This is a genomic window from Stutzerimonas nosocomialis, assembly GCF_005876855.1.
Classification (GTDB): domain Bacteria; phylum Pseudomonadota; class Gammaproteobacteria; order Pseudomonadales; family Pseudomonadaceae; genus Stutzerimonas; species Stutzerimonas nosocomialis.
Genome location: NZ_QLAE01000004.1, coordinates 45,201 through 69,176, shown reverse-complemented (window position 1 = coordinate 69,176; position 23,976 = coordinate 45,201). Strand labels below are relative to the sequence as shown.

Annotated in this window: 20 protein-coding genes; 11 read left to right on the top strand and 9 right to left on the bottom strand. The window is 65.9% G+C overall.

The genetic code is table 11. From position 1 onward, the window contains the following. Positions 1 to 36 precede the first annotated feature (36 nt). Both DN824_RS22665 and rlmE read right to left on the bottom strand, forming a co-directional pair. Positions 37 to 276 (bottom strand): Atu4866 domain-containing protein, encoded by a 240-nt coding sequence (locus tag DN824_RS22665; protein WP_282096999.1) that lies wholly within the window; start codon positions 274 to 276, stop codon positions 37 to 39. 288 nt (positions 277 to 564) lie between these two features. Beyond that, positions 565 to 1,185: a 23S rRNA (uridine(2552)-2'-O)-methyltransferase RlmE gene (gene rlmE, locus DN824_RS03435; RefSeq protein WP_138406992.1), complete on the bottom strand. Its 621-nt coding sequence runs from the start codon at positions 1,183 to 1,185 to the stop codon at positions 565 to 567. A gap of 261 nt (positions 1,186 to 1,446) precedes the next feature. Here rlmE and DN824_RS03430 point away from each other — a divergent pair, with 261 nt between their 5' ends. The 8 genes from DN824_RS03430 (at position 1,447) to DN824_RS03395 (ending at position 12,538) form a co-directional block, all read left to right on the top strand. Next, entirely contained in the window at positions 1,447 to 3,084 is a 1,638-nt protein-coding gene (locus tag DN824_RS03430; protein WP_138406991.1) for an NAD(P)/FAD-dependent oxidoreductase, read from the top strand. A 9-nt stretch (positions 3,085 to 3,093) separates the two neighbouring features. Next, on the top strand, positions 3,094 to 3,822 hold the full coding sequence (locus DN824_RS03425; RefSeq protein ID WP_138406990.1) for a TrmH family RNA methyltransferase: 729 nt from the start codon (positions 3,094 to 3,096) through the stop codon (positions 3,820 to 3,822). A 202-nt stretch (positions 3,823 to 4,024) separates the two neighbouring features. Beyond that, entirely contained in the window at positions 4,025 to 5,359 is a 1,335-nt protein-coding gene (locus DN824_RS03420) for a lysine N(6)-hydroxylase/L-ornithine N(5)-oxygenase family protein (RefSeq protein WP_138406989.1), read from the top strand. Beyond that, on the top strand, positions 5,356 to 6,552 hold the full coding sequence (locus tag DN824_RS03415; RefSeq protein ID WP_138406988.1) for an MFS transporter: 1,197 nt from the start codon (positions 5,356 to 5,358) through the stop codon (positions 6,550 to 6,552). The genes DN824_RS03420 and DN824_RS03415 overlap by 4 nt, the downstream gene beginning before the upstream one ends. After that, positions 6,545 to 7,120: a GNAT family N-acetyltransferase gene (locus DN824_RS03410; RefSeq protein WP_138406987.1), complete on the top strand. Its 576-nt coding sequence runs from the start codon at positions 6,545 to 6,547 to the stop codon at positions 7,118 to 7,120. Before DN824_RS03415 ends, DN824_RS03410 begins: the two co-directional genes overlap by 8 nt. Further along, on the top strand, positions 7,117 to 8,976 hold the full coding sequence (locus tag DN824_RS03405; RefSeq protein ID WP_282096992.1) for an IucA/IucC family protein: 1,860 nt from the start codon (positions 7,117 to 7,119) through the stop codon (positions 8,974 to 8,976). Before DN824_RS03410 ends, DN824_RS03405 begins: the two co-directional genes overlap by 4 nt. A gap of 105 nt (positions 8,977 to 9,081) precedes the next feature. After that, positions 9,082 to 10,251 carry an aromatic ring-hydroxylating oxygenase subunit alpha gene (locus DN824_RS03400; protein ID WP_138406986.1) on the top strand — a complete coding sequence of 390 codons (1,170 nt, stop codon included), beginning with the start codon at positions 9,082 to 9,084 and terminating at the stop codon, positions 10,249 to 10,251. Between the two features lie 97 nt (positions 10,252 to 10,348). Beyond that, positions 10,349 to 12,538, top strand: coding sequence for a TonB-dependent siderophore receptor (locus DN824_RS03395; RefSeq protein WP_138406985.1), 2,190 nt, complete (start codon positions 10,349 to 10,351; stop codon positions 12,536 to 12,538). A gap of 56 nt (positions 12,539 to 12,594) precedes the next feature. Here the strand turns inward: DN824_RS03395 and DN824_RS03390 are convergent, their stop codons facing one another. The 5 genes from DN824_RS03390 to DN824_RS03370 form a co-directional block, all read right to left on the bottom strand. Further along, positions 12,595 to 13,476: an ABC transporter substrate-binding protein gene (locus DN824_RS03390; protein WP_138406984.1), complete on the bottom strand. Its 882-nt coding sequence runs from the start codon at positions 13,474 to 13,476 to the stop codon at positions 12,595 to 12,597. Next, the gene (fhuB, locus tag DN824_RS03385) at positions 13,473 to 15,470 is read right to left on the bottom strand and encodes a Fe(3+)-hydroxamate ABC transporter permease FhuB (protein WP_138406983.1); all 1,998 of its coding nucleotides are present in this window, start codon (positions 15,468 to 15,470) and stop codon (positions 13,473 to 13,475) included. Before fhuB ends, DN824_RS03390 begins: the two co-directional genes overlap by 4 nt. Before the next feature lie 37 nt (positions 15,471 to 15,507). After that, positions 15,508 to 16,257 carry a siderophore ferric iron reductase gene (locus DN824_RS03380; protein ID WP_138406982.1) on the bottom strand — a complete coding sequence of 250 codons (750 nt, stop codon included), beginning with the start codon at positions 16,255 to 16,257 and terminating at the stop codon, positions 15,508 to 15,510. Positions 16,258 to 16,620: 363 nt separating this feature from the next. Continuing rightward, positions 16,621 to 17,208: a glutathione S-transferase family protein gene (locus tag DN824_RS03375; RefSeq protein WP_138406981.1), complete on the bottom strand. Its 588-nt coding sequence runs from the start codon at positions 17,206 to 17,208 to the stop codon at positions 16,621 to 16,623. Beyond that, a complete protein-coding gene (locus DN824_RS03370) occupies positions 17,205 to 17,633 on the bottom strand; it encodes a VOC family protein (protein ID WP_138406980.1) in 429 nt (142 codons plus the stop codon). The genes DN824_RS03375 and DN824_RS03370 overlap by 4 nt, the downstream gene beginning before the upstream one ends. A 112-nt stretch (positions 17,634 to 17,745) precedes the next feature. Here DN824_RS03370 and DN824_RS03365 point away from each other — a divergent pair, with 112 nt between their 5' ends. After that, positions 17,746 to 18,645 (top strand): LysR family transcriptional regulator, encoded by a 900-nt coding sequence (locus DN824_RS03365; RefSeq protein ID WP_138406979.1) that lies wholly within the window; start codon positions 17,746 to 17,748, stop codon positions 18,643 to 18,645. A 195-nt stretch (positions 18,646 to 18,840) separates the two neighbouring features. Continuing rightward, a complete protein-coding gene (locus DN824_RS03360; RefSeq protein WP_138406978.1) occupies positions 18,841 to 19,785 on the top strand; it encodes a DMT family transporter in 945 nt (314 codons plus the stop codon). 133 nt (positions 19,786 to 19,918) lie between these two features. On the opposite strand, the gene DN824_RS03355 is transcribed toward DN824_RS03360, so the two are convergent. After that, positions 19,919 to 22,027 (bottom strand): TonB-dependent receptor, encoded by a 2,109-nt coding sequence (locus DN824_RS03355; RefSeq protein WP_138406977.1) that lies wholly within the window; start codon positions 22,025 to 22,027, stop codon positions 19,919 to 19,921. Positions 22,028 to 22,197: 170 nt separating this feature from the next. Further along, positions 22,198 to 23,112 carry a LysR family transcriptional regulator gene (locus tag DN824_RS03350; protein ID WP_138406976.1) on the bottom strand — a complete coding sequence of 305 codons (915 nt, stop codon included), beginning with the start codon at positions 23,110 to 23,112 and terminating at the stop codon, positions 22,198 to 22,200. Positions 23,113 to 23,301: 189 nt separating this feature from the next. On the opposite strand from DN824_RS03350, the gene ycaC reads away from it, so the two are divergent. Further along, positions 23,302 to 23,916, top strand: a complete 615-nt coding sequence (gene ycaC / locus DN824_RS03345; RefSeq protein ID WP_138406975.1) for an isochorismate family cysteine hydrolase YcaC — start codon at positions 23,302 to 23,304, stop codon at positions 23,914 to 23,916. Positions 23,917 to 23,976 lie beyond the last annotated feature (60 nt).

The following is a 23,976-nucleotide window of genomic DNA, read 5'->3' as shown; positions in this document are numbered from 1 at the left end:
GCGTCCGGCCGCCGCCTCCACAGCAGCCGCCCCGCCTCACTGGCGGCGGAAGATCATCCCGCCATGGTGCAGCGTGTTCCGGTCGACGAACTCGCCATCGGCGGTGAAGCCGGTGTCGTCCCAGTAGTCGATGTGGTTGCCTCTGACTTCGTAGCGCCCCTGGTAGGCGCTCTCCCGGGTACCACGTGCCTCGTCGTAGCGGCCGTTGGGCTGGAGTAGGTGACGAATCTGGCCATCCTCGGTGACCCACATGCCGACATAGGGATGCTGTGCGATGGTGTGCTCCGTCGATTGCGGGGCGTCGCCGGGGGGGTCAGCAGATGAAGGGCGCCGAGTACCAGGCCGCCGATGAAGGCGGATCGATGAACCATGTCGTTCTCCCATGCTCGCGGGTTCGGCTGAAAAGCCGGAAGCTGTGGGAACGAGTCTGCCCGTCGGTGAGCGCCTGCCCGTAGTCGGATCGTCCGGCGTACTTGCTCGATCATCCCGGGCAGGCGCAGGCGCAGGCTCCGGAGGAGGGGATGGCCGTGCCGCGCGGCCTTGCTCCGCGCGCCGGGGCCCGCCTTATCCCTTGAACCCCTTCGCCACCAGGTAGACCTCGCGCGACCGCGGCCGCGAGGCCTCCGGTTTGCGGATCACCACCTTCTCGAACGAGGTGCGGACGTCCTTCAGGAACTCGTCGGAGCCTTCGCCCTGGAACACCTTGGCCACGAAGTTGCCGTTGGGCTTGAGCACCTGCCGGACCATGTCCAGGACCAGTTCGACCAGGTACATCGAGGAGGCCTGGTCGGCGGCCGCGACGCCGCTGATGTTGGGGGCGATGTCGGAGATGATCAGGTCGGGCTGGTTGCCGTCGAGCTTGTCGAGGATCTGCTGGAACACCGCATCCTCGGTGAAGTCGCCCTGGATGAAGTCGACGTTGTCCAGCGGGTCCATCGGCAGGATGTCGCTGGCCAGGACCCGTCCCTTCTCACCCACCAGGCCGCCGGCTACCTGCGACCAGCCGCCGGGGGCGGAGCCCAGGTCCATGACCAGCATGCCGGGGCGGATCAGCTTGTCCTTCTCGTTCAGCTCGATCAGCTTGTAGCTGGCACGCGAGCGCAGGCCATCCTTCTGGGCCCGTTTGACGTAAGGGTCGTTGACGTGTTCATCCAGCCAGCGGCGGCTGCTTTTGGATCGTTTCATGAGGGGGCCAGGCATGGAAAATCAATGGAAGACGCGGACCCGCGCACGGGACAAGGGGCAACGTGCTGGGCGCAGAGTGCGGCAATTATAAGCCGATAACGCCAGGCGCAGGGCAGGGCGCCCGGCGCCGAACCGCACCGTGTCTTGCGCCGGACCCCCAGGCCAGGCCTGACAGGGGTGGGCGGTGGCGGGTACAATTCGCGGCCTACCCGCCTCTTTCTGTAGCTTCCTTTGCCGGAGTCACCGGCCAGGACCATCGCCATGATTCGCATCAACGAACTGTCCCTGCCCCTCGATCATTCCGCCGAGGCGCTGCGTAGCGCCATCGTCGAACGCCTCGGCATCCGCGACGCCGACCTGCTGAACTTCACCGTGTTCAAGCGCAGCTACGACGCCCGCAAGAAGAACAGCGTCATCCTGTTCATCTACATCATCGACCTGGAGGTCCGTGACGAGGCGGCCGTCCTGGCGCGGCTGGCCGATGACCGCCACGTCATCCCGGCGCCGGATACCCGCTACTATCCGGTCGGCCAGGCGCCGGCCGGGCTCGGCGAGCGTCCGCTGGTGGTGGGGTTCGGCCCCTGCGGGCTGTTCGCGGCGCTGACCCTGGCGCAGATGGGCTTCAAGCCCATCGTGCTCGAGCGCGGCAAGGACGTGCGCCGCCGCACCAAGGACACCTGGGCACTGTGGCGCAAGAAGACCCTGACGCCCGAGTCCAACGTGCAGTTCGGCGAGGGCGGGGCGGGCCTGTTCTCCGACGGCAAGCTCTACAGCCAGATCAAGGACCCGAAGTTCTACGCCCGCAAGGTGATGCACGAGTTCGTCCGTGCCGGCGCGCCGGACGAGATCCTGTACGTGAGCAAGCCGCACATCGGCACCTTCCGCCTCACCGGCGTGGTCGCCGCCATGCGCGAGGAGATCATCGCCCTGGGCGGCGAGGTGCGCTTCGAAAGCAAGGTGACCGACCTGCTGATCGACGATGGCCAGCTCGAGGGCGTGGTACTGGACAGCGGCGAAACCCTGCGCAGCCGCCATGTCGTGCTGGCGCTGGGGCATAGCTCGCGCGACACCTTCCGCATGCTGCACCGCCAGGGCGTGTTCATCGAGGCCAAGCCCTTCGCCGTGGGATTTCGTATCGAACACCCGCAGGGCATGATCGATCAGGCGCGCCTGGGCAAGTACGCAGGGCACCCGGAGCTCGGCGCGGCCGACTACAAGCTGGTCTATCACGCCAAGAACGGCCGCGCCGTCTACAGCTTCTGCATGTGCCCGGGCGGCACCGTGGTGGCGGCCACCTCCGAGCCGGAGCGCGTCGTGACCAATGGCATGAGCCAGTACTCGCGCAACGAGCGCAATGCCAATGCCGGCATCGTCGTGGGCATCAACCCGGAGCAGGATTTTCCCGGCGGCCCGCTGGCCGGCGTGGAGTTGCAGGAGCGCCTGGAGTCGCGTGCCTATGAACTGGGCGGCCGCGACTACTGCGCGCCCGCGCAGCTGGTGGGCGATTTCATCCGCGGCGTGCCGTCCTCCGAATTCGGCGAGGTGGAACCTTCCTACAAGCCCGGCGTGCGCCTGGGCGATCTGGCGCCCTCGCTGCCCGATTACGCGATCGAGGCCATCCGCGAGGCGCTTCCGGCCTTCGGCAAGCAGATCCGTGGATTCGACCGCGACGATGCGGTGCTCACCGGCATCGAGACCCGCACGTCCTCGCCGGTGCGCATCACCCGCGATCCCGAGACCCTGCAAAGCCTCAACCTGCGAGGGCTGTACCCGGCAGGGGAAGGCGCGGGCTACGCCGGCGGCATCCTCTCGGCGGGCGTGGACGGCATCAAGGTCGCCGAGGCCCTGGCCAAGTCGATGTTGTCCGAAACGCACACCACCGACGTGCAGGCCAACTGAGCCGGACCGATGAAACTCGACGACATCAAGAAACTTCACCAGAAAAAGTACCGTACCGAATTCGGGCATTTTCTGGTCGAGGGCGAACACCTGCTGCTGGAGCTGCAGAAGGCGGCGCTGAAGAACCCGCAGCTGCAGAGCAGCCGGCTGTACGTGACCGGCGCCTACGCGCACTGGCAGAGCCCCTTCGACACCCAGGTGATCAGCGACCGCCAGATGGCGCAGATCGCCGACACCAAGACTCCGCAAGGGATCATCGCCCTGGTGCCGATGCCGACGACAGCCACGCCGGCCGCACCCGTCGGCGGCGAGCGCGCCATCTACCTGCACGAGATCCAGGACCCGGGCAATCTGGGTACCATCCTGCGCACCCTGGCGTGGTTCGGCGATTTTCGCTGCCTGCTCAGCCCCGGCAGTGTCGACCCGTACAACCCCAAGGTCGTGCGCGCCAGCATGGGCGCCATCTTCCATGCGCCGCTGGAGCTGGATGTGGAACTGGATTCGCTGCGCACCCGTTTCGAACGTATCGCCTGCCTGGACATGAACGGCGAGCCCGTGCAATCGGCCAGCTTCAAGACCTTCGAGTGCTACCTCTTCGGCAACGAAGCGCGCGGCGTACCCCGCGAGCAACTGGCCGCCCTCGAGGCCCAGCCCTTCACGATTCCCGGTGCTGGCGCCATCGAATCGCTGAACCTGGCCGCGACGGTCAACATGTGCGCGTATGAATTGAACAGGTAGCGTTCGGCGGGACAGCCTAGAAAGGCATAAGCCACGAAGGGCGCAGTTGCTCGCCCGTCAGCACGGGCCAATAGCGCCGTCCGCCTTCGGCTAGCACAGCTTTCGTGAAACAAGCGAAAGACAATAATCATTGCTGTTTGACAATGATTATCATTCGAACTAGCTTCCACTGACCCTGATGGTGCAGCGGAGAGGCTAGCGGATGAACGAATCGCCCTACGATTTCATCGCCATTGGCGTTGGCCCTTGCAACCTTGGTCTCGCCTGCCTGACGGCACCCTTGCCCGGTGTGCGCAGTCTATTCCTCGACCGCAAGCCGGCGTTCAGCTGGCATCCGGGCATGCTGCTCGACGGCACCACGCTGCAGAATCCCTTCCTCGCCGATCTGGTCTCGATGGCGGATCCCACCAGCCCGTTCAGCTACCTCAACTACTGCAAGCACCAGGGCCGGCTGTACACCTACTACATCCGCGAGAACTGGTACCTCGATCGCCAGGAGTTCGACCGCTACTGCCGCTGGGCCGCGTCGCGGCTGGACAACCTGCGCTGCGGACGTGACGTACGGGCTATCAGTCACGATGCGGCGACCGGCCTCTATCGGATATCAGGGCAAACCGAGGCCGGCACGGCGTTCGCCTACCAGGCCCGCAAACTGGTCATCGGCATCGGCGGCGTGCCGCGCCTGCCGGATTGCTGCGCCGCTGGGGACCATGCGCACCTGGTGCACAGCAGCGGCTACCTCGCCGAGCGCGCGCGTCTGCAGGCCGGGCGCAGCATCACGGTGATCGGCAGCGGGCAGAGCGGGGCGGAGGTCTACCACGATCTGTTGCAGGACTCGGAGCGCCACGGCTACCGGCTCAACTGGGTCACCCGCGCGCCGCGCTTCTTCCAGATGGAGGACGCCAAGCTCACGCTCGAACTCATCACCCCTGAATATGGCGACTACTTCCATGGTCTCGATCCGGCCATCAAAGCCGAGGTGCTGGAGGACCAGCGCAGCATCTACAACGGCATCAACCAGTCGCTGATCGAACGCATCTACGCGCTGCTCGACGAGCGCCGCCACCGCGACGCGCCGCCGACGCGCCTGCTGACCTGCATGGCGCTCGACGCCTGCCGTCGCGCCCCCGACGGCCGCGGCTGGGAGTTGGATTTCCGCCATACCCAACTCGGCCGGCGCTACCGCCACCGCACCGATGCCGTGGTCTTCGCCACCGGCTATCGCTACCAGGTGCCGGCCTTCGTCGAAGGCATCCGCGCACGCATCCGCTGGAACGCCGAGGGCGGCTACTCGCCGTCCAAACGCTGGGCCGTGGATCACCACAACCGGGAGATCTACGTGCAGAACGTCGGTCTGCAGAGTCATGGCCTGACCAACCCCGACCTGGGCCTGGCGTGCTTTCGCAACAGCCGGTTGTTGGCCGAGCTGACCGGCCACGACCACTACCCGAGCGAGCCGCGCACGGCGTTCCAGGACTTCGTGCCCGGCGAGGACAGCGGCTTCATCGCGCTGGAGCGGGAGGCCGTCGGCTCGTGACGCTGCGTACCACCATCCTGATCATGTCCGCCTTCGGCGTGATCAGCGACTCGATCCTCATCGCCTTCTACCCGCAGTTCTTCGAGCTGCGCTATGGCCTGACCAGCTCGGTGCACGTGGGCGCCTACATCGCCGCCATCTCCATCGCGGTGATGTGCATGCTGCCGGTCTGGGCCCGCGTTGCGCGGCGTGTCGAGACCATGCATCTGCTGGCCTGGACGCAACTGGCCGCCACCAGTTTCTGCCTGCTGGCGATCTGGGCGCCGACAGTCGAGGCGTACTGGCTGCTGACCATGCTGATGTTCATGACCAAGGCCAGCTACCTGCTGATGTTTCCCTACCTGATGCGCCTGGAACCGGCCGAGCGGCACAGTGTGACCATCGGGCTGCTCTCGGTGGTGGTGCACATCGGCGCCATTTTCGGTGCCGCGGTTGGCGGCCTGGCGCTGCAGGAATTCGGCCCGCGCTTCTGCGTGGCGCTGATGGCGGCGGGCGATCTCGTGCAGTTCGCCCTGTGCACCTACCTGATCCGCAGCGGACGGGTGGTGCGGGTGCTGTCGGAGGATGCGGCCGAGCGCGCCGCACCCGCCCCGCGGCGCACGCCGGAGGCGCTGTCTGCCCTGCTCAAGCTGAGCCTGCTGATGTTCCTGTTCGACTTCAGCGCCTACCTGGTGCGGCCGTTCTTCACGGTGTACTGGGAGGCGCGCACCGGCCTCGCCGAGCAGATGCTCACCGGCGTGGTGTTCGCCATTCCCGGCATCGTCGCGCTGGTCGCCCTGGCGCTGCGCCATCGCATGGCGAGCCAGCCGCGCTGGGTGGATCACACCCTGCTCAACCTGCTGCTCGGCGCGGCGGGGCTGGCGCTGCAGGCGAGCGATTCGGCGTGGCTGATCGTGCTGGGGCGCTGCCTGTACGGCTGGGCGTTGTATCAGGTGATCGTCAAGCTCGAAGTCACGCTGTTCAAGGTCAGCACACCGCCAATGTATGCGCGCGATTTCGGCGTGACCAATTTCTTCCAGAACCTCGGTGTGCTGCTCTCGTCGTTCAGTGCCGGCTACCTGGTCGACTGGGTCGGCGTGCCCGCCAGCTTCGCCATCGCCGCGGCCGGCATGTTGCTGACCGCCGCCATCGACCGCGGCTGGTTCGGCGTCGACAGCCGCCACCGCGCACCCGCGGAGGCCTGCCATGCCTGAACTGATCATGCCGGCGGACAACCGCGCCGCGCTGAACCCGGCCTTCGGCCTGCGTCCGCTGCGTCTGGAGCAGGACGCAGCGATCATCCAGCCCTGGTACCAGATGGACTACGCGCATTTCTGGAACATGCAGAACATGAGCGTCGAGGCGACCGCCGAGTTCTACCGCGACGCCGCGGCCCACGGCCTGCAGGCCTACCTCGGGTTCCATGAGGGCCGCCCGGCGTTCGTCATGGAGTGCTACGACCCGGGCCGCGACCCGCTCGGCGACTGCTACCCGGTCCAGCCCGGCGACATCGGCATGCACTTCTTCGTCGGCCCGGCCGAGCGGCCGATCCGCCATTACACCCGCGACGTGCTGCGCACCGTCATGGCCTTCCTCTTCGATGCGCTCGGCGCGCAGCGGGTGGTGGTCGAGCCGGATGCGCGCAACGAACGGGTACACCGCCTCAACCGGCTGGTCGGCTTCGTCGACGCCGGCACCGTCCAGCTGCCGGGCAAGACCGCCCGGCTGGCGTTCTGCTCGCCCCATGATTTCGCTCACTCACTGGAGGAACAGGCCCCATGACGATGTCCCCGAGCCTCGATCGCCCCGCTTCAGCGGTCACGCATCTGCACCCCGACGTCTGGCGCAAGGTCAACCGGCTGCTGGTGCGCAAGGCCATCGCCGAGTTCGCCCACGAGCAGGTCTTCACGCCGGCGTGCCTGGACGAGGCGGCCGGGGCCTGGAGCCGGTACGAGCTGGTCGGTGACACGCCCGGTTGCCGCTACCGCTTCAAGGCCCGGCGCATGGCGTTGCGTCACTGGCATGTGGATGCCGCCAGCATCGAACGGGAACTGGACGGCCAGCTGCAGCCGCTCGATGCGCTGACCTTCGTCATCGACTTCAAGCGCACCCTGGGTATCCCTGCTGACAAGCTGCCGGTGTACCTCGACGAGATCAGCAGCACGCTGTTCGGCGCCGCCTACAAGCATTCGCGCCCCGCCTTGAGCAGCGCCGAGCTGGCCGATGCCGACTACCAGACGCTCGAGGCGGCGATGATCGAAGGCCACCCGGGGTTCGTCGCCAACAACGGGCGGCTGGGCTTCGATGCGCTCGACTACCACGCCTACGCGCCTGAGACCGGCGGCCGTTTCGCCATCGTCTGGCTGGCGGTGCATCGGGACAACGCACATTTCGCCGCCGTGCCCGGGCTCGACCACGAGACGCTGCTGCGCCAGGAGCTGGGCGAGCGGCAGCCCATCGCGTTCCGCCAGCAGCTGGCCGGCGAGGGCCTGGACCCGGCCGACTACCTGTTCATGCCGGCTCATCCCTGGCAGTGGTTCAACAAGCTGTCGATCATGTTCGCCGCCGATATCGCCGAGCGCCGCATCGTGCCGCTCGGGCTCGGCGAGGATCGCTACTGCGCGCAGCAGTCGGTGCGTACCTACTTCAACGTCTCCGTGCCCGAACGCTGCTACGTGAAGACCTCGCTGTCGGTGCTCAACATGGGCTTCATGCGCGGGCTGTCGCCGTACTACATGGCCGGCACGCCGGCGATCAATGCCTACCTCGACGGGCTGATCAGCGCCGACCCGGTGCTGCAGGCGTACGGCTTCGGCATCCTGCGCGAGGTGGCCTCGGTCGGCTATCGCAACCGCTATTACGAGGCGGCGTTACAGACCGACAGCCCCTACAAGAAGATGCTCTCGGCGCTCTGGCGGGAAAGCCCCATCCCGCGGCTGCAACCGGGCGAGCGGCTGATGACCATGGCCGCGCTGCTGCACGTCGATCCGCAGGGCGCGCCCTTGCTGCCGGAACTGATCCGCCGCTCCGGGCTCACCGCGACGGCCTGGTTGCGGCGCTACCTGGAGGCCTTCCTGATTCCGGTGGTGCACTGTTTCTATGCCCATCACCTGGTCTTCATGCCGCACGGCGAAAACCTCATCCTGGTCCTCGAAGGCCATGTGCCGACCCGGGTGTTCATGAAAGACATCGCCGAGGAGTCGGCCATCCTCGACAAGGACGCGCCGATGCCCGAAGGACTCGAGCGCCTGGCGGTCGACGTGCCGGAGGACTTCAAGATCCTCGGCATCTTCATCGATATCTTTGACGGCGTGTTCCGCCACATGGGCCAGCTGCTGGACGACAGCGGCACGCTGGAGGAGGTGCGGTTCTGGCGCACCGTGGCCGAGTCGGTGCTCGACTACCAGCGTGCGCACCCGGAGCTGGCCGAGCGCTTCGCGCGCTACGACTTCTTCGCGCCGACCTTCCTGCACTCGTGCCTCAACCGGCTGCAGCTGAAGAACAACCTGCAGATGGTGGACCTGGCCAACCCGGCCGGCAGCCTGATCATGGCCGATCCGCTGGATAACCCGGTGGCGCCCTACGGGCCGGCCCGGCAGCGCCGCGAAACCAGCGGTGAATCCGCGCTGACGGTGTAGTCCCGCGACCGGCCCCTGGCCGGTGAACTCGAGAAGCCCATGCCGCCTCGCCGCCCGTGTTCGACCGAACGCGGTGCGCCGGGTGTCGGTATCAAGGAGCCTTGCATGTTCAACCCGAACCGACTGACCGAACCCCCGCTGCGCCTGGCCGACGACCTGCCGCAACTGACCGTGCGTGACTATTGCGACCCGGCCGTCTACGAGCGCGAGCAGGCGCTGATCTTCCGCCGCAGCGCGCGCTATGTCGGGCACGAAAAGATGGTCCCGAGCCCCGGCGACTGGTACGCGCTGCCGCAGGACGCGCACAGTCGCATCCTCGTGCGCAACGAGAACGGCGTGGAGCTGATCTCCAACGTCTGCCGGCACCGCCAGGCGCTGATGCTCGGCGACCACAGCCTCGACAGCGACCCTTGCGCCATCCGCCGCGGCAACCTGCGCGCCACCGGCGGGCGCATCCTCTGCCCGTTGCACGCCTGGACCTACGACAGCCACGGCCTGATCGTCGGCGCCCCGAAATTCCCCGAGCGGCCCTGCCGCAACCTGCCGCGTTACCCGCTGTTCAACGTCGGCGGCTTTCTCTTCGAGGGTGAGCGCGACCCCGCCGCCGACATCGGCCGGCTGTTCGACCGCGCGGAAATGGACTTCGCCGGCTACGAGCTCGATCACGTCGAGGCGCATCCCTGCCAGTGCAACTGGAAGACGTTCATCGAGATCTACAACGACGACTACCACATCGCCTCCTTCCATCCCGGCCTGCGACGCTACGTGCACAGCGGCGGGCTGAGCTGGGAGTACGGCGACTGGTACAGCCTGCAGCGCATCGCGGTGGCGCCCAACCTCGCGCGCGCCGGCACCGAGGCCTACCGCGCCTGGCATGAGGGGCTGATGGCGCATTTCAGTGGCCGCTCGCCGGACTTCGGCGCGATCTGGGCCAGCTACTACCCGACCCACATGATCGAGGTGTTCCCGCACGCGCTGGTGCTCTCGACGCTGTACCCGCAGGGCGTGCACGAGACGCTCAACGTCATCGAGTTCTACTACCCCGCCGAACTGCGCCAGACCAACCGCGCGCTGTGCGAGGCGCATCGCGCCGCCTACCTGGAGACCGCCCTGGAGGACGACGAGATCGCCGAGCGCACCGATGCCGGCCGCCGAGCGCTCTACCGCCGTGGCGAGGACGACCGCGGCCCCTACCAGGTGCCCCTGGAAGAAGGCATGCAGCACTTCCACGGCTGGTATCGCGCGGTCATGCGGACCCAGACGACCCCGGCATGACGCCACCCTTTTACCCATACAGGAACGGATTCCATGAGCTGACTCGACGCCTTTCCCGCAAGCACCCGAACGTCAATCGACATGAAACGAAGACACCATGACCGAAGTGATCCCCTACCTGTCGGCACGTGCCGGCATCCGCGTCTCGCGTCCGTCCGCTCTAACGTTGGCCTGCCGGCTGGCGCCGATCACGCTCCTGCTCGCCTCGCCGCTGGCGCTCGCCCAGGAAACCGAAGACCCGCTGCAGCTCGAGCCGGTGAACGTCACCGCCGAACGCGAGCCGGCACCGAGCGTGACCGAACGCAGCGACTCCTACACCATCGGCGCGATCAGCACCGCGACGCGCCTGGATCTGGCTCCGCGTGAAACGCCGCAGACCACCATCACCCTGACCCGTGAGCAGCTCGACGATTTCGACCTGACCAACGCCACCGGCGCGCTGCAGGCGGCCGGCGTCAACGTGCAGCGGGTCGAGACCGACCGCACCTACTACTCGGTGCGCGGTTTCGACGTGTCGAACTTCCAGGTCGACGGCCTCGGCCTGCCGTTCAGCTCCGAAGAGCAGATGGGCGACATCGACACCTTCCTCTATGACCACATAGACGTGCTCAAGGGCGCCAACGGCCTGACCGCCAACCCGGGCAACCCGGCGGCGACCGTTAACTTCGTACGCAAGCGCCCGACACGCGATTTTCAGGCCGAGGCGTCGCTGAGCTATGGCTCCTGGGACACCGCGCGCGGCGAACTGGACGTCTCCGGCCCGCTGGACGAGGCCGGCCGGATACGTGGCCGCGTGCTCGCCGTGCAGCAGGACGGCAACTCCTACCTGGACCGTTATTCGCTCGAAAAGACCGTCTTCTCCGCCATGCTCGAGGCGGACCTGAACGACCGCAACACGGCGCTGTTCGGCTATTCGGAACAGCGCAACCGGCCCAACGGCATCATGTGGGGCGCGCTGTCGGTGTACGACAGCGAAGGCAATCCGATCGACTACAGCCGCTCGAAGAGCTATTCGCCGGACTGGACCTATTGGGACACGAAGGACAAGCAGGCCTTCGCCGAGCTGACCACGCAATGGGGCGGCGGCTGGCATTCGCGCCTCTCGCTGAACTACCGCGAGATCAGCGCCGATGCCGAGCAGTTCCTCGCCAGCGGCGTGCCGGATGCGGATACCGGGGAGGGCCTGTTCACCTACGCCTCCAAGTACGACCGCATCGAGCGGCAACTGCTGGGCGACGCCTATGTGAAGGGACCGTTCACGCTGTTCGGCCGCACGCACGAGGCGGTGATCGGGGCCAACTGGTCGCGCTCGACTGCACGCTGGTCCTCTTATGACGACGCCTTCAGCATCCCGCTGCCGCCCGGTTTCGACGGCGACTACCCGCGTCCCGGCTTCGACAACGGCCTGACCAGCGGCGCGGACTACACCACCTATCGCCGCAGCGTCTATAGCGCCGGGCACTTCAGCGTGACCGACCGCCTCAAGCTGATCCTCGGCGCCAACCACACCCGGCTCGCCAGCAACGGTTACCAGGTCGGCGACACGCACGAGTATGCCGAGTCGAAAACGACGCCCTACGCTGGCGCCACCTACGACTTCGGCGAGCACTATTCGGCCTACGCCAGCTACACCAAGATCTTCAGCCCGCAGCACTTGCTGGGCGCGAACCTGACGCGGCTCGACCCGATCGAGGGTCACAGCGCCGAGGGCGGGGTCAAGGGCGAGTGGCTCGGTGGCCGGCTGAACGCCAGCGCCGGAGTCTTCCGCACCAAGCAGCAGAACACGCCCGAATACGGCGGCTTCGACGCCGATGCCGGGGTGTCCTACTACAACACCGTCGATGCCCTCTCGAAGGGTTACGAGCTGGCCCTGGCCGGACAACTGACCGACAACTGGGAAGCCAGCGCAGGCTTCACCCATCTGTTCTCGCTTGAGGACGAGGAGGGTCGCACGGTGCGCACCTACGTGCCGCGCAACTACCTGTACCTGGCGACCACCTATAAGGTCCCGGTGGTGCAGGGGCTGAAGGTCGGCGGCAGCGTCACCTGGCAGGACGACATTTCCCGCGAGCAGGGCACCACGGCCGCCGGCGACACTATCGTCACCCGCCAGGACGACTATGCGGTGGTCAATGCCATGGCCAGCTACGACATCGACGAGCACTTCAAGGTGGCGCTGAACGTCAACAACCTGTTCGACGAGAAGTACTACACCAGCCTGTACTGGGAGCAGACCTACTACGCGGCGCCGCGCAACGCGATGGTGACGCTGACGTGGGAGTACTAAGAGCAGCTTGAAGCTGGAAGCTGGAAGCTTATGGCTTATGGCTTATGGCTTATGGCTTATGGCTCTACAGCCGTAGTCGGAATCTTTTGCAGCGCCTCGGTGATCGCTTCAGCGAGGAACTGCACGCAGAACACGCCGCCGTGGGTCCAGGCCGGGCGCATGCCGGCAAAGCGCCCGCCGCGCACCACCGGCATACCCTTCCACAGCTGGCTGTTGAACAATCGCTCGCCAGCGGGGAAGGGTTCGATGTGCAGCACCACGCCTTCGTCGATCCCGCTGAGCACCGTCACCGGCAACTGCAAATTGCCCCAGCGGCTGGCCGGCGTGTCGTAGGCGCTGCCCAGTCCCAGCAGGTCCAGCGCATGCCAGGGCATGGAGTTCGGCCCGTAGACCAGCACCGCAGTCGGCGTCGAGAAGCGCACCACCGTCACGTTCGGCAGGCGTTCGCCGAAGTGTGCGTGCAGCTGGGCGCGCAGGTCGTCCAGGCGGGCGTCCATCGCCTCCAGCGTCTCACGAGCCCGGTCGAGCCGGCCGATGCGTGCGGCGAGCGCAAGGTAGTTCTCCCGTTGCATCTGATGGTTGTCGCGTGCCTGGGTGAAGTCACCGTAAGCGACCACCGGTGCGATGCGTTCGAGCTTGTGACGCAGGTCTTCCAGCAGCGGGGTGATGACGATCAGGTCGAGGTCGAGTTGGGCGAGCAGCTCCAGGTTCGGCTCGGTACGGGTGCTGACATCGATTACCGAGTCGGGAAGTGTCGGGCGCACCACCCAGGCGCGGTAGTCGGCGCTGTCGGCGACCGCCACGGGCGTGACGCCAAGCATCAACAGATGCTCGATCGGTTCCCAGCTCAGTGCGGCGATGCGCGGCGGATCGTCAGCACGCACCGGTGCGCCGATAAGGATCAGCAAAAGGAAGGAGAGGGTGAGCCAAGCCTTCATGCGATGCGCTGCCGGATGAGCAGATAGAGGAAGTAAAGCCCGCAGAGGATCGAGGCGACCAGCCCGACCGGCACCTCCAGCGGGTAGAGCGCCGAGCGGCCGAGCCAGTCGGAGACCAGCATCAGCCAGCCGCCGAGCAGGGCGGCGAGCCAGAGTTGCGGCAGCACCCGCCGGGCGCCGAGCAGCGCCGCCATGTGCGGCGCCAGCAGGCCGAGAAAGGCCACCGGCCCGAGCATGCTGGTGACCACGGCGCAGAGCAGCGACACCAGGAGCAGCAACGCCAGCCGCGCGCGGGCTACGTGCAGCCCGCGGCTCAGTGCCACGCCGTCACTGATTGAGACCAGGGTCAGCGCGCGATGGAAGATCAGGCTGAGCGCTACCAGGGCGGTGACCGCCAGACTCAGCATCACCGCCTCGCCCGCTTCGATCCGGTAGGTCGAGCCGGCCAGCCAGCCGAGCAGTGCCAGGGCGTCCGCTTCGCCTCGCGTCAGGCCGATTTGCAGCGCAGTGTTCAGCAGGGCCGCCAGCGACACGCCAACCAGCACCATGATCCCCGGCGAATAGTGGTGGCGGCGGCCGAACAGCAAAAGCAGGCCGAGCACCAGCAGGCTGCCGCCGAAGGCGGCGATGGGCGCGACCAGCTGCATCATGCCGGCACCGAACAGCGTCACCGCGGCGACCACGGCCAGGGTCGCGCCGGCCGTCAGGCCAAGGATGTCCGGGCTCGCCAGCGGGTTGCGCAGCAGACGCTGCAGCATCATGCCGGCGACCCCCAATCCGCAGCCCGCCGCAACGGCCGCCAGCAGGCGTGGCCAGCGCAGCGACCAGAGCACCGCCGAGGGCCAGCCCAGCTGCCAGCCGCCCGGGCCGCGCTGCAGTAACAGGGTGAGCGCCACCACCGCGCCACCGGCGAGGAGCAGCCATGCCAGGCGCCGGACGTTCAGCGATGGCGCGCCCGGCGGCAGCGTCAGGCCCTGGCGATCCTGCGCACCAAGCTGGCGGTGTAAAAGCCAAAGCAGTGCCGGTGCGCCGATCAAGGCGGCCGCCGCGCCGCTCGGGATCAGCTCGGAAAACCAGCGGTTCAGCGCCAGGGTGATGGCATCGGCGCCGAGCAGCAGCAGCGCGCCGAGCAGGGCGCTGAACAGCAGTTCGTCCCGCGCGGTACGGGCGCCGCCGAGCCGTGCCAGGTTCGGCGTGATCAGGCCGATGAAGCCGATCAGCCCGACCGCGGTAATCGCCACCGAAGTCAGCCACAGGCAAGCCAGGAACAACGCCAGCATCACCGGCAACAGCGACAGCCCCCGTGCCCGCGCACCGGCAGTGCCGAGCTGCAGCAACGTCAGTGGGCGCGGCGCCAGGACGATCAGTGCCAGGCCGACCAGCAGCTTCGGCCCCAGCCATTGCACCCAGTGCCAGTCGATCTGCGCCAGGTCGCCCGCGCCCCAGAGGAACAGGCCGCGATTCTGCTTGGTATGAACCAACAGGATGGCGGTGGCGATGGCGCCGAGCAGCAGGTTCAGCGCCATGCCGGCAAGGATCACCGGCAACCCCGAAGCGCCGTTGCGACCGGCGATCAGCAAGGCCAGGCCGACCGCGCCCAGAGCACCGCCAAGCGCCGCCCAGTGACCCTGCGTGGCTGCCAGGGACGGGGCGAACAGGGCGGTAGCCGTCAGCCCGAGCCAGGCGCCGGCGGCGGCCCCCAGCGTCATCGGCGAAGCCAGGCGGTTCTGCGTCAGCTGTTGCAGCACGCTGCCGGACAGCCCCAGCGCGGCGCCGACGAGCAGCGCCATGACCAGCCGGGGCAACGCCGACAGGCCGAACTCCAGGGCATCGAAACTGCCGTCCGCCGGCGGGCTCAGCGACCATTGCGCGGGCGTCCAGTGCGTCATGCCCAGGTTCAGGTGCAGCGGTGTGAGCAGAGCGATGGCCGCGAGGGCGAGCAGGTAGCGCAGCGGCACGGGCGCGGGCCGCGAAAGCCGGGTGGACAGGGGCATCGCCTGCACTAGTTCACCACGGCGATGCCGTGCAGGCTCAGCATGCCAGGGCCCGCAAGCGTTGCAGCCGCGCGTCTCGGTCGAGTTTCGGGCAGCTGTCGCAGAGCTCCCCATCGGCGCGTCGAAAGTGCTGGCAGCACGCCTTGCGCCCCATGCCGAGGCAGGTGCGACCGTCGTCCAGATCCACCACGGTCAGCGCGCCGCCACCGGGCAGGGCCAATGCCGCGAGCCAGTCGCGCTCGGCTTCGAGCAGGACTTCATCGGCGATCGGTTCGTTGCGTTGCGCGAGGAGCAGGGCTGCCCGCACGCAGTCGGCGACCAGCAGGCGCGCCATCTTTGGGTAGATCGAGGCGACCGCGTGGAATTCCGCGAGTTGGCCCTCGACGAAGGCCGTCAACTGCTCGCTGGCACAACCTATCAGGGCCGTGCGGTCACCCCGATAAGGGCAGTGGGCGGGCAGGCGAAAGCCGTGCACTGAGCCTTCGTTCATCGACTGGCCCATCTCTGCCAGGCAGGGCGCGTTGCGGCATAGATAGACAGCGAGCACGCTGAGGTATATCGGCTGCCAGATCAGCAATGACCAGCTGCGCGCCGACCAGTAATGCGGTCCTGCCTCGGGATGGGCCCGCTGCCAATGCGCATGCAGCGCGGCGACCTGCGCAATGTTGCCCGGCCGGCCACACGTGAGCTGGTGCCTTTCGGCCGGACCGACTTCACCGTTCAGCCCAGGCAATGCCTGGGCCGCAATACGCAGCAACTCGGGGAGATCGCGGCAATGCTGGGGCATGGGCAATGAACGAGTCGTGGTTAGTTGAGACGAGTCTATGCATGATATTGAGAATTATTCAACTTAAGCAAAAGGCTTGTCTTCGGTTGTCCGATGCATCTGGCAGGGCGTACGCATCGGACGGACAGGCCGCTGCCCGGAAGTCGCCGGCGCGCCTCTGCGGCTCAGAGCGCTGTTCACGGTCTGCCACGGTGAGCCGAAAATGCCGCGCGGGGCGTCACACGTCCCGCACGGCCACCACGGCTGAATGCGGGCGTAAGGCCACGTCTTTCGGCCGATTCCAGCAGGCTGGCGCTGTCGGGCTTCCAGCGTGCCTCGGTGGCGGTTGCAGAGAATATCGCTAGGACTGCCCGCCCGAGGCCCTCAAGGCTTGGGCAAATAACCGGGCAGCTCTTCCATCCGTTTCATCCAGCGCGCGACGTGCCCGTAGGGTTCGAGGTCCACGCTGCCTTCCGGGGCCAGCGCGACGTAGGGGTAGACCGCGCAATCGGCGATCGTGGGGCGGCCCATCGCCAGCCAGTCATGGCGCTCCAGATGCCTGTCGAGGATCGAGAGCACGGCCGGCGACTTCGCCAGCGCCGCGTCCTTGTCCAGCGCGTAGCCGAACTTCTCCACCAGCCGCGCCGCGCAGAGGCTGTGCTGGACCTCGTTGGTGGCGAACGACAGCCACTGGACGATCTCCGCCTGCCCCAGCGGGTGCGCCGGCCACCATGCCAGCCCGCCGTACTTGCCCGCGAGGTACACCAGGATCGCCTGGGAGTCCCACACGACATGGGCGCCGTCTTGCAGAATCGGCAGCTGCCCCAGCGGATTGAGGTCCGCCAGCGGGGGGCGCTTGTGCTCGCCGCCCGGGATATCCACCGGGATGCGTTCGAGTTCGATACGGGCCAGCGCCGCGAAGAGCCTGACCTTGTAGCAGTTGCCGGACGCATCCAGATCGTAGAGTTTCATTGGGCATCTCCTTCGACGAGTTGATTGAATTCCAGGACGTTGCCGTCCGGGTCGCGGATGAACAGCGCGACCCTTCGGGGGCCGATGGGGTGTGGCCCCTCGGTGATGACGATGCCCCGTTCGCCCAGCCAGCTTTGAAGCACCTCCAGGTCATCGACGATGAAGGCCGGGTGGGTCATGCCCGGCAGCTTCACCGGCGCATCCAGCAGCACGTTGCGGGCATCCGGTACGCGGGTACCGTTGAAGATCAGGTTGATACGCACCCCATCGGCGCTGAGCATCTCGTTGGCCTCGAACAGCGGAAAGCTCGCGGTCTCCATGAACCCGAGCGCCTGGTAGAAGGCCATCGCCCGGGGCTTGTCGCTGACACGGATGCCGATGTGGTCGTAGGAAAGAATGCGCGCAGGGCTGGGTCGTTCGGTCATGGCAGTCGCTCCGGTAAAGATCGATAGCCGAAGTGTCTGCCGATCTACCCGTTTCACCTATGGCCCGAACCTGACAATACTTGTGCACCGAACGCACAGATCGAAGGTGGCAATGGACAGGCTCAAGGCAATGGCCAATTTCGTCCGGATCGTCGAAAACGGCAGCCTGAGCTCGGCGGCCGAGGCGACGGGTCAATCCGTGGCGTCGCTCGTCCGCTCGCTGGCGGCGCTGGAGCGCCATCTCGGGGTTCGACTGCTGAACCGCAGCACCCGGCGCATGGCTCTGACCGACGAGGGCCAGGAGTACCTGGCCTGGAGCCGCCGCATGCTCGCGGACTTCGACGACATGGAGCAGCGCCTGGCGGCGCGCGACGGCGTCGTTCGCGGCCTGCTCCGCCTGACCGCACCGGTCGAGTTCGGCCAGCGCTACGTCGCGCCCATGGTGAACGCCTTTCTAAAGGAGCATCCCGAGCTGCGCATCGAGCTGAGCCTGAACGACCAGATGTTGCCGCTGCTCGATGAGCGCCTGGACCTCGCCCTGCGCATTGGCCACCTTCCCGACTCGGCCATGGTGGCGCGTCAGGTCGGCGCCACCCGACTGGTGACCTGCGCCAGCCCCGACTACCTGCGCAGCGTCCCGTCCATCGACAGCCCGGCGGCGCTGCGCGACCACGCCTGCATCACGCTCGCCTCCCAGGGCCGGCACTGGTACTACCGCCACGGCGGCAAGGAAGTCGCCGAACCCATCGCGCCACGGCTGGTATGCAACCAGATCCGCACCGCCAGCCTCGCCTGCGTGCAGGGCCTGGGCATCACGCGCCTGATGCACTACCAGGTGGCGGACGAGCTGGCAGACGGGCGCCTGGTCCGGATACTCAGGGCGTTCGAGCCGGTGGACCTGCCGATCCAGCTGGTCTATCCGCACTCGTTGCAGCTTTCGCCGCGGGTGAGGGCGTTCGTGGAGTGGGCGGGGCCGCGGTTGGAGAGCGGGACTCCGGGGCCTGACGATTAGTGTCTGTTTCGGCCGATTGCAGACGGTGACGCCTGCGGTCAAAGGGCCTTTCTCCGGCCGAGTGGGCAACTGATAGGAGTAAGCTGCGATACACCTCGGTCGATCGGCCATCTGCATCCGTTCGAACGTGGAGCCTGCGTTGGCAGTCCGATGCGGAACTGGCTGACAACAACAAGCTGATCAAGGGAGCACCTGATGTTGGCGGCACGGGAAGATGAAGTCCTCGAGGAGCAGTTGGAGCCGAAGCGCAGCCCGTTGGTGACAGCGGTGGCATTCATGCTGGCGGCGGCGATTCTGATTCCGCTACTGAATGCGGAAGTTAAGTACCTCGGCCTGTTCTACCCGGTCATTCAGTTGCTCTGGTGCCGCTACTTCGGCCATGTGGTGTTCATGCTTGTGGTATTCGCGCCGCGCAAAGGGACGGCGCTGTTTCGCTCTCGGCGCCCCTGGTTGCAAATCGTGCGGTCGTTGCTGTTCTGCCTCACCTCCTTCCTGATGTTCTGTGCGCTGCAGTACGTGCCGGTGGGGACCGCGGCGGCGGTGAGTTTCACGGCGCCTATGGTGGTCCTGGCGCTGTCACCCTTCATGCTGGGCGAGACGGTAGGCCTGCTGAAGACAGTCGCGGCAATCAGTGGCTTCGCTGGGGCGCTGTTCGTCATCCAGCCGGGCGGCGATGCCTTTCATCCTGCCGTGCTACTGGTGCTCCTGAGCGCTTGTACCTCGGCGCTTACGCAGATCCTGTCGCGCAAGCTCGCCAGTCACGACACGCCGGAAACGTCCAACACCTACATGGCCGCCGCCGGGTTCGTGTTGACCAGCCTGATGCTTCCATTCTTCTGGCAGTCGCCGGAAAGCCTGATGCATGTCGGGTTGCTGGTCAGCATGGGCATCCTCGGTGGTTGCGGGCACTACTGCCTGGTGCGTGCCTTCGAGGTGGCCCCTGCACCCTTCGTCGCTCCGTTCACTTACCTGCAAATCGTCGGCGCGAGCCTGCTGGGGTACCTGCTTTTTTCCGAGCTGCCGAATCTGTGGAGCTGCATCGGCACCTTCATCATCGTGCTGAGCGGGTTGGTGGTCTTGCTAGGCGAGCAATACCTGGTGTCGCGGCGTCCAAGGACGTCGGCCAGAGCGTCGGACTGAGACGTCTGGGCGCTCAAGGCTGCTGGTCCCAGCTTGAACCATGGCACCCGTTCGCCGCGCCGTCAGCAAAAAGGGGACAGTCAGTCTGTCCCCTTTGGTCGTTCACTTTTGCTCCAGTCGAGAACGCTAACCGTCAGAAGAAATACCTGACCGATGCGCCCAGGGTGGTGGATGGCTGCGGCACGATGACCAGCCCGCTGTTCGTGCCGTAGGCCACTTCGCTGCCGTAGCGGTGGGGCTGGAAGGTGCTGTAGACGCTGAACTGATAGGCGCTGTAATCGTAAGTGGCGCGCAGGTCGTAACGGGTGTAGGGCGGCATTTCCTTTTTCTCTGTGCCCACGTAGTAGGGGATGCCCCCCAGGTGATAGGCATCGGCGTTGAGCGTCAGCTGGCCACCCATGAATGCGTCGCGGTACTGAACACCAGCCTTGTAGGTGTGCTCGGGCACGACCAGCCGCGCGCCCGTGCCCGGTGCCGGGTTGTCGATCACCGCATCGATGATCCGCCCGTAGCTGGCGTAGGTGCTGACGGTGGACGTGGCCTGGTAGTTGAAGCTTGTTTCCACGCCCTTTCGGGTGGTGTCGCTGACTTGCTCGTAGACGCCCGGCGAGGTCTGGATCGTCTCGCTGTCGTTCTGGATGTAATAGAACTCGGTGGTGTTGGAGAGGCGATCGGTCGGCCGTACGGTGAAGCCAACGTCGTAGGACTTGACCTTGCTCGGGCGAACGTTGCCGTTGATCTGTCCGCCGGTCTCGCTCGGCGGCAGTGCGCTGCCGCTGCCGGCGCTGATGTACTCCGCCGCGGGCGAGCGGAAGCCCTGGGCGACGTTGGTGAACAACTCCAGCTGCGTTATCGGCGTCCACACCAGGCCGAACTTCGGCGTGGTGACCGAGCTGTGGTAGCCGGTGTCGGCATTGCGGAACTTGAGGTTCTCGATGTCGTAATCGAAGCGATCGTAGCGGACACCGCCCAGTAGCTTCAGCGAGTCGAACGGCTTGTACTGGCCCTGGGCGAACACGCCGTAGGTGATCAGGTCCATGTCGAAGTCGTAGTAGAAGTTCGGCGTCGGCTCGAAGTTGCGATATTGCTGGCGGTAGGCATCGCCCTTGTCACGCCGTACATCGGCACCGACCATCAGCGCCGCTGTGTCTTCGTGCACGAAGTTGTAGGCCAGGCGGCCGCCGTAGATGTCCCGATCATCCTTTCCGTAGTTGTGGGTGTCGGCGCCATTGGCGATGCCGCGTACACGTCTGAAGTTCTCGTAGTAGGCGGTGTAGTACAGGCCGGCTTCGCCATCGGCCGGTGAGCGGTTGATGACGTAGGTGTTGCGGTTGGCATTGCCGAAACCGTACAGGTTGTCGGTGTCGCGGCGGCTGATCGTGCCGGCCCTGAGGGCGGGCAGGTTCAGGTAGCCATCGTTCTTGAAGTCCGACGCGTAGTGGCTGAACCGGGCCGAATACCTGGCGTCGTCGATGACCTTGGAGAGCTTCCAGAAGTAGTTGTCGCGATTGGTCTCGGCGGCCTTGCGATAGCCGTTGGTCTTGTAGAGGTCCGCTACGAACAGCGATTCGAACCCTTCATGTTCGCCGGCCAGCACCAGATCGGCGCGGCGGCCGTCGAAGCTGGCGATATCCAGGCCGATGCTCGAGGCCACGTCGCCGCCATCGAGGGTTTCGATATTCACCGAGCCTGCCCGGTTCTGGTCGCCGTACAGCGCCGATACCGGGCCTTTGATGACGTCCACGCGCTTGATCATCTGCGGCGTCAGCCACTCCATGAACACCGGGCCGTGTCCGGCACCGCCCTGGCTCGACGGAATGTTCTGGGGCACACCATCGACGTACACCGCCACGTCGGCACCGTGGGTGCCGTTGGTTGCGAAGCCACGCATGCGAAAGCCGTTGCCCGTGTCGCCCTGATCGATGTTGTTGGCCACCACGCCCGGCACCCGGCGGTAGATGTTGGAGATGTCGCGGCCGACGTTGAGCGTGCCGATCTCTTCAGCGCTGATGGTGGACACTGCAGCCGGCAGGCTTTCCGGAGCGGTGCTGACCTTGGTGCGAGCCAGCGGTTCGATACGTTCCGCATTCGTCCTTTGGCCTACTACTTCGATTGTCTCCAGCTCTGTTACATCGACCCTCTCCGGCTCCGCGGCCAAAGCGGTTGCACACGAGACGATACCGCTCGTGAGTGCTGCGCTACCAAGAAGCCAAATCCTGCCGCAACGTGCAAATCCGTACATGACGCTCTCTCTATAGTATTTGTTATAACATAACAATTATATGAGGGTGAGACATGGACTGGGGCAGATATTTTCCCTGCTCACGCTGTGCGGTAATGGCGTCGCTGGAGCCGGCGTCGCCCGCGGCAGTCACGCTGGCTGGTGACGAACGACCCCATTTCGCCCAGATGTCAGTGCTGTTCCCAGGGCGGCTCGAACAGGCGTTGTTGCAGGAAGTCGCACAGGGCCGCGACCTTGCGTGAGGCTCGGCTGGAGCGCGGGTACATGGCGTAGATGGAGTAGGGCTTGGGGCGTGCGTGGGGCAGGACTTCGATCAGCGAGCCGGCCTTGAGATGGTGGTGGACGAGAAAGCTGGGTAGCAGTGCCAGGCCCAGGCCAGCCAGCACCACCTCGCGCATCACTTCGCCGTTGTTGCTGGAGAAGCGCCCCCGTGGCGCGATGTTTGCCAGTTCGCCCCGCTCGTCGGTGCTCTCGAATGACCAGAATTGTCGGGAAGAAACGTTGCTGTAGCCGATGCACTCGTGTCCGCGCAGCGCCTCGACTGTCTCAGGGGCTCCATGCCGTTGTAGATAGTCGGGGCTGGCGCAGAGTATCCGTGCACTGCTCGCCAGCTTGCGGGCGATGAGGGCGCTATCGCCAATGCGTGAAATACGCACGCAGAGGTCATAACCCTCGCGTTCGAAGTCGCTGATCCGGTCTTCCAGGTGCAGGCTGATTTCCAGTTGGGAGTGCTGGTGCATGAACTCGGCGATCAATGGCGCCAGCCACAACGTACCGAAACTCATCGGCGCCAGCACGTGGAGGCGTCCGCGCAGGCCGCTGTCGTTGAAGGCCGCGGCTTCTGCCGCTTCGCCCAGGTTGAAGAGCGCTTCCTTGGCCTGAGTGTAAAAGGCCATGCCGCTGTCGGTTGGCGCGACCCTGCGTGTCGAACGGTGCAACAGCTTGGCGCCCAGGCGTTGCTCGAGATCGCTCAGGCGCTTGCTCACCACGGATTTCGACAAGGCCAGGTCTTCTGCCGCCCGGCTGACCCCGCCCAGCTCCACCACGCGCAGATAGGTTTCGATTTCCTGCAGATCGAGCTTCATGTCTGGCTTCCTGATTCGACGCCATGAGGGTAATGCCTGGACGGATGAGCGGTTGTTCGATTCTGTCGAAAAGCTATTTTCCCACCGCGTGGTCGATTGCCCGTGCCGTTGCTCACTACGATCAGGACTCCATCGGGGTGAAGCGGATTCCCGTGCCCCAAGGTCCTCACTCGAACAGGAGTTTTTTGCATGGCATTCACTTACACGCGTCTGGACAAGAATGATGCCGTCGTTTTGTTGATCGACCACCAGGCGGGGCTTCTTTCGCTGGTGCGCGATTACTCGCCGGACGAGTTCAAGAACAACGTGCTGGCACTCGCGGATATCGCCAGGTTCTTCAAGCTGCCTACCATTCTCACCACCAGCTTCGAGGAGGGCCCCAATGGTCCGATGGTGCCGGAGCTCAAGGCGATGTTCCCCGATGCCCCCTATATCGCCCGTCCGGGGCAGATCAATGCCTGGGATAACGAGGACTTCGTCAACGCGATCAAGGCCACCGGGCGCAAGCAGCTGATCATCGCCGGGGTGGTGACCGACGTCTGCGTGGCGTTCCCGACGCTCTCGGCGTTGGAGGCGGGTTATGACGTCTTCGTGGTGACGGATGCCTCCGGCACCTTCAACACCGCCGTGCGCGACGCGGCGCTGGCGCGCATGGCTCATGCCGGTGCGCAACTGGTCAACTGGTTCAGTGTCGGTGGTGAGTTGCATCGTGACTGGCGCAACGATGTCGAGGGCTTCGGCGGCATCCTGGGCGGCCACTTGCCGGCCTATGCCAACCTGATCCAGAGCTTCAGCCAGAAGTAAGACGGGACAGGTAGAGGCCGCATGCCGCTCATCGAGCGGCATGCGGGTCGTGGTTGGACT